Source organism: Neisseria leonii (assembly GCF_028776105.2).
Taxonomy (GTDB): Bacteria; Pseudomonadota; Gammaproteobacteria; order Burkholderiales; family Neisseriaceae; genus Neisseria; species Neisseria leonii.
Map to the genome: position 1 here is coordinate 1468849 of NZ_CP145606.1, position 13943 is coordinate 1482791.

A 13943-nucleotide genomic window follows, 5' to 3' on the forward strand; every position below is an offset into this window, starting at 1 on the left:
TAACAAATAGTGAACACAGTAACGGTTGCTGCTAAAACAAGCAGGGATTCTAGCAGCAACCGCCGGTTCTGGCTACCTGCCGTTTACCATTGGTAACCCACAGCCGCAGTGGCACCGAAGTGGCCGCGCGAATTGCCGGAAGCCGTACCTTTGATAATCCAGTTACCGCCGTCTGAAATGCTCGAATAGCCGACTGCATAACCGGTCGCACCACGGTACACACCGCCGCCGACAGCCATCATGCTCTTGCCCGGCAGATAGGCCTGCGGCAGACCGGCTGTGGCCAAAGCTTGCGCCACACCGGCTTTGGCATCGGCATTGACTTCGTCAATACGGTTGCTGATACCTTGTGCCAGGCCTTTCAACTGACCGACATTCACCGCATCGGTATCCGCCACACCCGGCGCCACATTGGTGATGCGGTTGCCGCCGTTGTTCAGACCGCTGCCCGTCAGGCTCACAGGGGCTGCACCGTTGCTGCCGCCGATGGTGATGCCGTCTGTATTGACGGTCGTGTTGCCTGCAGTAACGGTATCCGCCGTTACGCTGCCCACTTTCACATCTTTGGCAAGCTGAACTTCCAAAGTACCGTTACCATCAGCTTTGACATTGATGTTGCCAGCAGCCGATTGGAAGGCAGCCGATTGGTCTTTATCCACGCCCTCGCCTTTGACAGTAACTACGCTGTTGAGCTTATGACGGTTTAGGGTATCACTGTTGTTACCTGTGAAGATTAAGCCATCGTTTAGGTTGGCTACTTCTTGGGTAACAGACTTGGTTGGGTCTTGTGGGTCTTTGGTCTCATAGACAAGACGAGTTGTACCGTCTTTACCTGGTAGACCATTGACACCATTTGTACCATCAACACCTTGCGCACCATCAGCACCTTTTAGGGTGAGACCGTTTGCACCGTCTTTACCGTTCAAGCCGATAGAGCCGTCTTTGCCGTTAATCACAACCGCTGAGCCGTCTTTACCGTTTACGCCGATAGTACCATCAACGCCGTCTTTGCCTGGTTCGCCTTTTTCGCCAACTTGGATATTATCGGCGGTTAGGTCGCCTTTGGTGGCAAAGGTGATTTTGCCGTCAGCTTCTTGCTTCACAGTCAAGTTCTTGCCAGCAACCAATTCAACGGTTTCGCCAGATTTAATCAGCTCATCGTTACCTGAGACTTTTTCACCGCCATCGGTGGCTGATGATTTTAAGGTAAAGCCAGAGTTGTTGATGGCATCAGCCACAGTCTTAGCATTTACCAGCTTGTTCTCATCAGCAGCATCAGGCGTGGTTACCTTGCCGTCTGTATTGGTCAGCGGTGTAGTGTTGGCTTTGATTTCGCCGTTGTCGCCTTTGGTGATGGTTGTGCCATCGGTATTGACGCTCAAATCAAAGATTTTCGCACCGCCTGCTGTACGACCTGAGTCGTCCACTTTCACCGAGCCGTCTTTTGAGGTTACTTCTTCGCGAGAAGCTGCAACCGCTGTGTTCAGCTGGCTGACATTGACCGCATCATTCGGAGCTGTGCCATCAGCAACATTGGTAATCTTCACGGCATTGCCGTTGGTATCACCTACTTTCAGGTTGCCGTTGCCGTCGTTCGTGATAGACGGATTATTGGCAGCGTCTTTTGGACCAAATGACACTTTGTCAAAGTTCACATCACGCTTGGTTTCCACTTTATAAGTGGTTGAACCGTCTGCGTTCACGGTTGGGATAACGGTGATGTTATCGCCCTCAACCACTTTGGTGGTGGCAGCCGCCGCAGCTTGTTTGAGCTGGTCTTCGGTCGCTGCTTGTCCGCTGACGATGTTGTCAGGATTCCAAGTGGTGTTGGTCAAGCCGCCCACTGTGCCTTTGTTGCCGTCGATGGTTACAGGATTGTCGCCGCCCACGGTCAAGCCGTCTTTGGTCAATTTGCTGCCACCAATCGTCAAGCTACCATCTTTGGTCAAATCAACATCTTTGTTGAGACCATAAGTGATGTTTGCACCATCACGGGTTACATTTAAGTTGTCTTTGGCTTTAAAGGTTACGGTATCAGCTGGGTTGATTAGCTCTTTACCGTCTGTGCCTTCGGCTGCCAAGTTCCAACCAGAGTTGTTGATGGCGTTAGCGATGTCGCCAGCAGTTGCCAAGGCATTGGCAGCGGCAGGTGTGTTTACTTTGCCGTCTGTATTGTTGGTCAATTCGCTGGTAACGGCTGCAATATTACCCTTGTCATCAACTTTTACAGTTGTGCCGTCAGTTTTGGCAGCAACGGTGTAAGTGGTTGAACCATCTGTATTGGTTTCAGGGGTAACGGTTACACCTTGGTCGCCTTGAACCTTAGTGGTCGCAGCAGCAGCGGCTTTTTGTAGGTCGCCCACATTCACTGCGTTTTTCAACACATCACCAGAAGCATTGGCAAGTTCAACTTTGTTGCCGCTTGCATCTTTTAATCCACTGTCCAAGTTTTGGATTTGGATTGGTGATACGGTTGTGCCGTTCACAGAACCAAGTTTTAAGTTGTTGCCGTTTGCCACAAGCATTGGACCGTTATTGATGATAAGTCCGTCTTTAGTCAGAGCGGTTTCACCAATCTTCAATGAGCCAGCATCAGTTAGGTCAATGTCTTTGTTGAGCTTCACGGTCAGTTTGTCTGTACCATCAGCTTCAACGCTGATATTGCCAGCAGCTGACTGGAAGGTCTTCGCCGCATCTTTATCAACGCCTTCACCCTCAATGGTTACCACGCTGTTTAGCTTATGACGGTTTAGGGTATCGCTGTTGTTACCTGTGAAGATTAAGCCATCGTTTAGGTTGGCTACTTCTTGGGTAACAGACTTGGTTGGGTCTTGTGGGTCTTTGGTCTCATAGACAAGACGAGTTGTACCGTCTTTACCTGGTAGACCGTTTGTACCATTTGTACCATCAACACCTTGTGCACCGTCAGCACCTTTTAGGGTTAAGCCGTTTGCACCGTCTTTACCGTTCAAGCCAATAGAGCCGTCTTTGCCGTTAATCACAACCGCTGAGCCGTCTTTACCGTTTACGCCGATAGTACCATCAACGCCGTCTTTGCCTGGTTCGCCGTTTTGACCTGGTTCGCCTTTTTCGCCAACAGTGATGTTGTTGTTCAGAGCAAAGCGGATTTCGTTATCAGCCACGGTGGTAACAATGTTTTTGTCGGTGCTGGTGAAATTCACCGTTTGACCAAGGTTCACATTGTCTTCTTTGGCATTGCCTGCCAAGGCAGAGTTATCCGCGGTGATGTTAAAGCCTTTTTCAACCAAGTTTTGTGAAGCGGTTTTCAAGTCGCCCACATTCACGGCGTTGTTTAAGGTTTCACCAGTGGCGTTAGCAAGTTCAACTGGGTTGCCAGCTGTATCTTTTAATCCACTATCCAAGTTTTGAATTTGGATTGGTGATACGGTTGTGCCATCAACAGAACCTAGTTTTAAGTTGTTGCCGTTACTCACCAACATCGGACCGTTATTGATGATAAGTCCGTCTTTGGTCAATGCAGTGTCGCCGATTTTGAGTGAACCGTCTTGGGTCAAATCAACATCTTTATTTAGACCATAAGTGATATTTGCACCATCACGGGTTACATTCAAGTTGTCTTTGGCTTTAAAGGTTACAGTATCGGCTGGGTTGATTAGCTCGCTGTCAGGTGTGCCTTCGGCAGCAAGTTTCCAGCCAGAAGCATTGATTGCTTCGGCAACATCGCCAGCAGTAACTAGGCTGGTCGGTGTCGTTGCAGTTGATTTACCATCGTTATCGGTTGTGATATCACTGGTAACCGCTTTCACCTCGCCTGTTGTTGGGTCTTTGGTGATGGTGGTGTTGTCGGTGTTTACGCTCAAATCGTACACATTCGCACCAGCCGCATTTTTGGTGGTGGTTACGGTTACTGATTTGTCGTCAGATTTCACTTCCTCTTTTGAAGCAGCCACTTCGGTCTTCAACTGCGATACATTGACTGCATCGTTGTCGTCTGTGCCAGCTTCTAGGTTGGTGATTTTCACAGGGGCAGCCGTGCCGTCATCGCCAACTTTGCCGACTTTAAAGTTGCCATTGTTGTCGTGGGTTAAGATTGGACCGTTGTTAATCATCAAGCCGTCTTCGGTCAGCAGGGTATCACCCAGCTTCACGCTGCCGTCTTTGGTCAAATCAACATCTTTGGTCAGCTGAACTTTCAATTTGCCATTGTCGTAGTTCACGCCAATGTTGTTGTCAGTTAAGCTGTCTTTGTCCGCACCGCCGATGATGTCTAGCTGTTCGTTCAGTTTTTTGCTGATGATTTGGTTGTCATCGCCTTTGAACTTCAAGCCGTCATTGAGTGTTGCCACTTCTTCTTTTTCACCGTTTGGTTTTTCGTAAACGATACGGGTTTGACCGTCTTCACCGTTTTGACCGTCTTTGCCGTCAAGGGCAGGTTGGGCTTTTTCAACTTGCAGTTTAACTTGACCGTCTTTGCCGTCTTTGCCGTCTACGCCGTTAAATACGATGGCATCAGGGGTCAAGGTCAAGCCGTCTTTGCCGTCTTTGCCGTTCACGCCAATTTGACCGTCTTTGCCGTCTTTACCGCCAACGCTGATTTGGTCATTCAAGCCAAATTGGATTTGGTTGTTTGACACGGTGGTAACAATGTTGCCGTCAGGGTCGGTGAATTTCACGGTTTCGCCGAGATTCACATTGTCATCAGTGCCGTTGTCGGCTGCGATGTTAAAGCCTTTTTCAACCAAGTTTTGTGAAGCGGTTTTCAAATCGCCCACATTCACTGCGTTGTTTAAGGTTTCGCCAGTGGCGTTAGCAAGTTCAACTGGGTTGCCGTTCGCATCTTTTAATCCGCTGTCCACATTTTGGATTTGGATTGGAGAAGCTTCACCGTTGTCATTTACTGAACCCAATTTCAAGTTGTTGCCGTTTGACACAAGCATCGGACCGTTGTTGATGATTAAGCCATCTTTGGTCAGAGCGGTTTCGCCAATGGTCAAGCTACCATCTTTGGTCAAATCGACATCTTTATTTAGACCATAAGTGATGTTTGCACCATCACGGGTTACATTCAGGTTGTCTTTGGCTTTAAAGGTTACGGTATCAGCTGGGTTGATTAGCTCTTTACCGTCTGTGCCTTCGGCTGCCAAGTTCCAACCAGAGTTGTTGATGGCGTTAGCGATGTCGCCAGCAGTTGCCAAGGCATTGGCAGCGGCAGGTGTGTTTACTTTGCCGTCTGTATTGTTGGTCAATTCGCTGGTAACGGCTGCAATATTACCCTTGTCATCAACTTTTACAGTTGTGCCGTCAGTTTTGGCAGCAACGGTGTAAGTGGTTGAACCATCTGTATTGGTTTCAGGGGTAACGGTTACACCTTGGTCGCCTTGAACCTTAGTGGTGGCTGCTGCGGCGGCTTTTTGTAGGTCGCCGACATTAACAGCGTTGTTTAACACATCACCTGAAGCATTTGCCAAATCAACGGTATTGCCAGCTGTATCTTTCAATCCGCTATCCAAGTTTTGGATTTGGATTGGTGATACGGTTGTGCCGTCAACAGAACCAAGTTTTAAGTTGTTGCCATTTGCCACAAGCATTGGACCGTTATTGATGATAAGTCCGTCTTTGGTCAGAGCAGTGTCGCCGATTTTGAGTGAACCATCTTGGGTCAAATCGACATCTTTGTTCAAGCGGACATTGAAGTTTTTGCCGTTGGTGTCGTTCAATCTGTCTTGCACCACGGTGATATTGCTATCGCCGTCTACGCTCTCTTCTTTGGCGATTTGAGCTTTGGTTTCGTCAGACAAATCAACGGTGTATTCACGGGTTTTGGCATCTTCGTTGTCGTTTGGTGTAACGGTCAAGGCAGAGCCTGCCGCCACTTTGGTATCCCAAGCGTCCACTTTGTAGATGGTTTGACCGTCTGTGCCAGCCTCGCTACGCACGGTGGTGTTTTTGCCGTCTGCAACTTCTGTCTTCGCTGCTTTGAGCTGTTTCACATTCACCGCATCGTTGTCGTCCGTACCCTCGGCAAGGTTGGTGATTTTCACAGGTTGGGCTTGACCGTCATCGCCAACTTTGCCAACTTTAAAGTTGCCATTGTTGTCGTGGGTCAAGATTGGACCATTGTTAATCATCAAGCCGTCTTCGGTCAGCAAGGTATCACCCAGCTTCACACTGCCGTCTTTGGTCAAATCGACATCTTTATTCAAGCCATAGATGATGTTGCCATTTTCACGGCTGACATTTAAGTTGTCTTTGGCTTTGAAAGTTACGGTATCGGCTGGGTTAATCAGCTCAGTGCCGTCTGTACCCTCTGCCGCCAGTTTCCAACCGCTTTCGTTAATCGCATTGGCAACATCGCCAGCGGTGATAAGGCTAGATGACGTGGTCGCCGTGGCTTTGCCGTCATTATTGGTGATACCGCTGGTAACCGCTTTCACCGCACCTGTTGTTGGGTCTTTGGTGATGGTGGTGTTGTCGGTGTTCACGCTCAAATCAAAGACATTCGCACCGTCAGCATTTTGCGTGGTAACCACAGTTACTGATTTGTCGTCAGATTTCACCACTTCTTTAGACGCAGCAACGGCTTTATTCAACTGCGATACATTGACTGCATCGTTGTCGTCTGTGCCAGCTTCCAAGTTGGTGATTTTCACAGGGGCAGCCGTGCCGTCATCGCCAACTTTGCCAACTTTAAAGTTGCCTTGGTTGTCGTGGGTCAAGATTGGACCGTCATTGATGATTAAACCATCTTTGGTCAATGCAGTGTCGCCGATTTTGACTGAGCCGTTATCACCCAAATCCACATCGTTGTTCAAAGTAACTTTGTACTCTTTACCGCCTGTGGCGTTCGTACCATTTTCGGCAACGGTGATATTGCCCTCACCAATCACGCTTTCTTCTTTGGCGATTTGGTCTTTGGTCGCTTGGCTTAAATCGATGGTGTAGTTGCGGGTTTTGTCGGTGTCGTTATCGTTTGATGACACAGTTACCGCCGCACCGTCAGCCGCTGCCACTTTGGTATCCCAAGCGTCCACGGTGAAGGTTTTGGCAAAGGTATCTGGGTCTTCGGTTGAAGTTACCGCCGTATTTTTGCCGGCTTCCACCACGGTTCTTGCACCTTTGAGCTGTCTTACATTCACTGCATCTTCATCATTTTCACCATCGAAAACATTGGTGATTTTGACAGGTTCGCCCTTATTGCTGCCCACCATCAGGTTGCCGTCGCCATCATGCTGAAGTCTCACCATACCGCCGTCAAGCGTTACGTTATCAAAATCTACTTGACGCTTGATTGAGTAGGTGATGTTTGAACCTTCGCGTACCACAGATAAGTTTCGATCACCTGTGTTGAAACTTACGGTATCGCCCGGGTTAATTATCTCGCCAGCATCGAAATTCGGTGGATACAACATATCCTGAACTTTGACTTTCCAACCGGAGTTGTTAATCGCATTGGCGACATCGCCGGCGGTTGCCAACGCCCCAGTGGTGGCAGGGGGTGCTACTTTGCCGTCTGTTACGGTCAGCGGTGTAGTATTTGCAGAAATCTGACCGCTTGCAACCTTAATCGTGGTGTTGTCGGTATTGACATCAAAGGTAATGTTTTGACCGTCTGCACGAGCGGTGGTGGCGTTACCATTGACAAAGTTCACATCGTTATTGCCTTGGTTGATGGTTTCAACCGTTTGACCATTTACCGAAGTGGTGAATGACTGCACCGCCGTGTCGGCTTTGGCTAGGCTTTCTTTGGCAGCTTGCGATAAATCCAGCTCAAAGTTGGTTACATCAGCCGCACCTTCTTTTGCCGTGCCTTTGTTGGCAACGGTCAATTTATCGGTGGCTGAGGTTACTTTTGCCGAGGTGTCTTTTGCCGAGACGGTATAGACAGGGTTGCCGTCTGTGCCTTGGCTTGGGGTTACGGTTACATTTTCGCCCGCTTGAACTTCGGTTTTGGCGGCTTTTAACTGTTTGACATTGACTGCGTCAGTCGGGTTTACGCCGTCTGCCACGCCAGTGATGGTTTTATCGCCTGCGTTAATGCCGTCTGAATTGATGGTTACAGGTCCGATTTTGGCTTCGTTGGCGGTTACTTTTGGCGTATTTAAGCCGTCTTTATTGAGCGAGCTTCCGCCAATGGTCAATGAGCCTGTGTCGCCCAAATTGACATCTTTATTGAGTTTCACGGTCAAAGTGTCGTTGCCGTCTGCCACCACGCCGATATTGCCATCGGTCAGATTGGCTGCATTGGTCGCATTGCCTTTGACATTGACGGTTTCGCCCAATTTGCGGGTTACATTAGTGCCTGTGTCGCCGGCAAAGGTAATGCCTTGGTTGTCCACCTTATCTTTGGCATCGACACCTTTTTGAATGTCTTCTTTGGTTTTGGTAGACAAATCAACGGTGTAAGCACGGGTTTTGGCGTTGTCGTCATTGTTTGGCGTTACCGTGATTGCGTCAGAGCCTGTGGCGGTGGTATCCCACGCATCGACTTTGTAGATTTTCTGACCATTTGCCCCATCACGACTGCTGACGGTGGTATTTTTGCCGTTTTCCAGCTCGGTTTTGGCGGCGTTTAGCTGTTTGACATTGACTGCGTCAGTCGGCGCTGTGCCGTCTGCCACATTGCTGATTGGCTTATTGCCAGCGTTAATGCCGCCGTTATTGATGGTTACGCCACCGACTTGCAATGAGCCGTTGTCGGTCAAATTGACATTGTTATTTAGGCTGACTTTAAAGTCTTTACCGCCTGTGCCGTTTGTGCCGTTGTCGGTAACGGTAATATTATCGCCTGCCGATACGCTTTCTTCTTTGGCAAGTTGGCGTTTGGCATCGGCGGACAAATCCACGGTGTAGTTGGTTACGGTTGCTCCGTCTACGGTGGTTTCGCTGCCTTTTTGGACATCAATTAAGTTTGAGCCAGAGACAGAGGCTGAGGTGTCTTTGCCGTTTGCCACTAATTGACCTTGGTCGTTAATGGTTACGGTTGTGCCGTCTACATTGACTTTAAAATCAAGGGTGCTGGTTTTTTGGTCGTTGCTTAAACCTGTCTCGATGCTGACCGATTTATCGCTGGATTTAAAGTTGACAATATCTCTTGGCTGGACATTATCCACTTTTGTGCCGTCTTTTTGCAGCTCCCAGCCTGCCCCCAACACTTCGGCAACCGCATACAGCTGCGAGCCGTTGATGGCATCGGTGGAAGTGGCGGAGATTTGACCTGCGGCGACATTTTGGATACGGCGTTCCATACCGTTTGCCCCCACGGTTACCACACCTTGCGGGCTATGACCAGCAAATTTGCCGAAAGTCAAATCGCCGACTTGTTCGCCATTGACCGTGGCACTGACAACGCCTGTCTCCACTTTACTCATACCGCCCGTGGTGTTTGTGCCTAAGGCTTGGACATCTTTGCGGTCGTTTCTGTAACCGCCTTTATCAACTTGATGATTTATCCAAGTGCCTGAGGCTGCGTCCCAAGTTGCCCCAGAGCCGTTGGCAGAGCTGTCATCACCCAAATAGACCGAGTTGGCAATCGTGCCACGCAAGTAGCGAATTTCATCACCCGTGCCTACGGTATCAATACCACTACCAAACACCAGAGTTTTCGGGGTTAAGATACGGTTGTGGCTACCGATGGAAATCGAGCCAGAAGAATCCCTATCACCACTAAAGCTGTTATCAGAGTCTAACTGACCGTTATAATAACTCACTTCAGTACCAATGATATTTTGGTTACCCATCACAAAGGCATTGGCAGAGGTTTCGCCGATGGCATTATTATTACCGACGCTGTAACTGCCGTCGCCACGCACATCGTTAGGGTCGCCGAATGCCCCTGCGTTTTTACCGCTGACTCGGTTACCCACACCCACCGCAATGGACTGCGAGCCTGTGGCTCGGGCGTTCGGACCGATGGCGATAGCACGCTCGCCTGTGGCTTGGGCAGCTGTGCCGACTGCGATAGAGTCTGAGCCAATGTAGGTTTGACTCCTGTAATCCCGTATACCGGCGACCGCCCCTGTACCGATGGCAATCGAGTTCTTACCGTAACCGGCAGCTTCCGAGCCTGCTGCGAATGCGTTGGCACTCGCTGCTTTGGATTTGTTACCGATTGCCGTGGCATTGGCTGCGGAGGCTTGGGAAGCAACCCCCAAAGCAACAGCGGCTTGACCGGATGCAGCAGAAGCCACCCCTAAAGCAGTAGAAGCAAAACCTGAGGCATTAGCACGGGTACCAAAGGCAGCTGCAAAATCACCCGCTGATTTAGATTGTGTCCCCACAGCAGCCGAAGCTCCGCCACTTGAAGTAACTTTTTTGAAATCACCTTTTGTAATGGTGTCGCCTGTTAAATTTTTATAATTGTTTGCAGACTGAGTGTCGACCAATTTATCCATATCATCAGCACCGATAGCGATCGATGAATGACCAGACGCAATCGAATCTGCACCCAAGGCAGTAGATTGGAAACCTGAAGCTTTTGCAAAACGACCAATCGCAACAGCTTGTGCGTTATCTTCGCTCGTCATCGTTGATGTGCCAGCGGTCGCTCCTGTACCGATAGAAACAGAGTTTTGACCGTAAGCCTCAGATTGTACGCCAGCCGCCAATGAATTAATACCTGTCGCTTTGGCTGCTTTACCAACTACTACAGTTGATTCACCAGAGGCAACAGAACCAGTACCGATGGCGATCGCATCTTGGGCGGAAGAGTTGGCAGATGAGCCAATGGCGGTCGCCCGTTGACCGCTGGCGGTGGTATTGCCACGAGTGGTTGTTCCCAAGGCAAGGGCATTTTCCCCTGATGCCAAGGCATTTTTACCCAGCACCGCCGCCGAATTGCCTGTGGCTTGTGCGTTTTGACCCACGGCAATGCTGTCCGCTCCCGTTGCTTTGGCAATATTACCCACCGCAACCGATTGTGCATTCGCTTGGGTTTCCGAACCTAACGCCACCCCGTTTTTACTCGCATTGGCTTTATAACCAATTGCACTTGCGTTAATCTCTGTGCCTGTTGCTTCACGCCCCATTGCAATCGCACTTTGACCTGAAGCGGTGGCTGATGTTCCCACGGCAATGCTATGGCTGTCGGTGGCTTGTGCAGATACCCCTGCGGCAACCGCTTTATCGCCTTTTGCCCCACCGATACCATCAACCGCATCTAAGTTGGTGGCATTACCCGCCTGAGCCGAGCCTGTACCATTGGTGTGGAAGTAGTTTTGTTTGTCAGTGCCTGCTGAGTTGTTAATGGCTTGTTGTAAAGCGTATAGCTGACTACCATTGACCGCATCGGTGCTGGTGGCAGAGACTTGACCTGCGGCAACATTGATGATTTGGCGTTCGCCACCTGCTTTACCTACCGAGAGTACGCCTTTTGATGGGCTACCTTGACCTGCAAAGGTATAGTTTTTGCCGTTGACAGTCATACCTGTCTCGGCAGTAGCAGCACGGTCGGTACTTTCATTACCCAGCACCACGCTGTTGGCTTGGCTGGTGGTGATATTGCGACCTAGGGCAAAAGTGTTGGTTTGTCCGACATTGACATTACGACCGATGGCATAGGCATCTTGAGCCGATGCGGTGCTATCGTAACCGAATGCCACAGCATCTTTGCCTGTGGCTTGGTTATTGATACCCAAAGCGATGACACCACGGTTGATTTGGTTGTTAAAACCGTATGCCAACGCACCGTTAGAATCAGGGCTGTTGGTAATGATATTGTTATAACCCACCGCAGATGATGAGTCGGCACTGGCTTGGTTACGCTGACCGATAGCGACCGCTAAGCGGTTGGTGGTGTTGCGAAAACCCATAACCACCGAGTTATGTCCTGCCGTGTTGTTTGAACCAACGACATTGATGACATCGCCATTGGCGGTGTTTTCTGTACCGATGACATTGACCTTTGACGGGGTGTTTTCGTCATAAGCAGCATTGCCTGTGGCTTCAATGATAGTACCTTTAAAAGCGTTTTGATCACGGACATCATTATATATATTGACCAAATACCACAAGCGGTGAGGTCGCATCGGCAGTTTGCACGACATTGTTACCGCCCAAAATCAGCTGGTCGGCATTGGTGGCTGTGCGGTAAGTAACGGCGTTTGCCTGTGATGCAAAGCCCAATGCTGCAAACACCGCCACTGCAAGCGGTGTGATTTTGAGAAATTTCACGGCTTTAACCGCAGTTGATGCCGCACTATTATTCACAGTGTTATTTTTACCCTGTGATTTCGCAAACTCTGCCACGGCAGTAAATGTGCCGGTGGCTTTGTTGAATACGACTTTATAAATATGGTTCATAACATTCTCCGAATTTTCTGCAACCGGTTTAATCAAAAAATAAAACAATAAAAAAACTCTATCCGCAGGCCATCTGAAAACGGTGCTTTGCACCGTTTCTGCGCAGCTGAAATGCGCACCGCGAGCTTCTCAGCGAAAACCGTAGGTCGGATTCCCGAATCCGCCGCTGCTTGTCGGTCTTACCGATAAATATCCGCCCTGTGCTTCCATTTGGTTTTATCGGATTCCGGAATCCGACCCAATATTGCCACCACTCTTTTTAGAGCAAGCGACCACAAGGCAGACGAAAAACTCTGCCATTGTACGGATTCATCTTGTGCTGACAAGTAGTTACCATATCCTATGGGGTCAGGCGGTAACGCCGCCTGCTCCGCAAGCCATAGCAGTATGCATATTAATCTTTTTTTGATTTCAATCAATTAAAATAACGATTGTTCTTGTCAATCAGGGCAATAGGTCTACCCCCCCCCGCAGGTTTACATTTTTTGACTTAATCATGCACTATTTTCCGCGCAATCTGTAACTTTTTTGAAACATTCGCACACAGAAATGCCCAACCGGCATATTTTCTACCAAACACGCCTGCCGAAACAGAAAGCGTATGAGTCCGCCCGTGTCGGATTCTTGAATCCGATCGGCCGTTTGGGCTGGCGAAGCGGATAGGAGGCGGGGGGCATGTCGGATACAGAGTATCCGACCTACATGGGTTGTTTCGGCCGTTCAAATTGCCGAATCAGAACGTAGAGACGTAGGTCGGATTCTTGAATCCGACATGGACGGTTACAGCCGTTCGGGCTGGCGAAGCGGATAGGAGGTGGGGGCATGTCGGATACGGAGTATCCGACCTACATGGGTTGTTTCGGCCGTTCAAATTGCCGAATCAGAACGTAGAGACGTAGGTCGGATTCTTGAATCCGACACGGACGGTTACAGCCGTTTGGGCTGGCGAAGCGGATAGGAGGCGGGGGCATGTCGGATACGGAGTATCCGACCTACATGGGTTGTTTCGGCCGTTCAAATTGCCGAATCAGAACGCAGGGCGGATTCTTGAATCCTACTTTCCCCGATACTGCGGCATACCGCCGTTTGTGGCGGATATCCGGCCTACTGCTGAAATTAAAGAATAGAAAGATTGTCGGAGACGGGGTTTGTCGGATTCAAGCATCCGGCCTACGCAGGGAATATCCGGCCTGCACGCTGATGCCCGGGGCGTGCAGGCGGAAGCGGGAAGCGGTTCAGTCGGCGCGTTTTTCGGTTACGAAGCCGACTTTGGCCAAGCCCGCGTCTTTGGCCATGTTCAGGGCTTGGGCGACGGCATCGTAGGCGGTGTCTTTGTCGGCATCGATGGCGAGAACGGTATCGGGGTTGGCGGTTTTGGCCTGGACGAAGGTTTGCGCCAAGGCTTCCGGCGAGGTCTGTTTGTCGCCCAGATAATAGGCTCCGTCGCGGTCTATGGTGAGCCGCAGGGGGTCTTTCGGTTCTTCTGCGGGCTTGGCCTGATCGGAAGCGGTGGGCAGGGAAATGGGTATGGTGTGGGTGAGTACGGGCATGGTGATCATAAAGACAATCAGCAAGACCAGCATCACATCGACCAGCGGGGTTACGTTGATTTCGCTCATCGGCGCATCATCGCCGTGGCCGTTCAGGGATCCGAATGCCATGCG

3 protein-coding genes are annotated in these 13943 nt (G+C 49.9%); all 3 read right to left on the bottom strand.

Annotated elements, in window-relative coordinates; all coding sequences use genetic code 11:
- Nucleotides 1-83: 83 nt before the first annotated feature.
- Nucleotides 84-11990: a YadA-like family protein gene (locus ORY85_RS07060; RefSeq protein WP_274571910.1), complete on the bottom strand. Its 11907-nt coding sequence runs from the start codon at nt 11988-11990 to the stop codon at nt 84-86.
- Nucleotides 11965-12279 (bottom strand): ESPR domain-containing protein, encoded by a 315-nt coding sequence (locus ORY85_RS07065; protein WP_274571911.1) that lies wholly within the window; start codon nt 12277-12279, stop codon nt 11965-11967. The genes ORY85_RS07060 and ORY85_RS07065 overlap by 26 nt, the downstream gene beginning before the upstream one ends.
- 1235 nt (nt 12280-13514) lie before the next feature.
- Entirely contained in the window at nt 13515-13940 is a 426-nt protein-coding gene (locus ORY85_RS07070; protein WP_274571912.1) for a biopolymer transporter ExbD, read from the bottom strand.
- Nucleotides 13941-13943 lie beyond the last annotated feature (3 nt).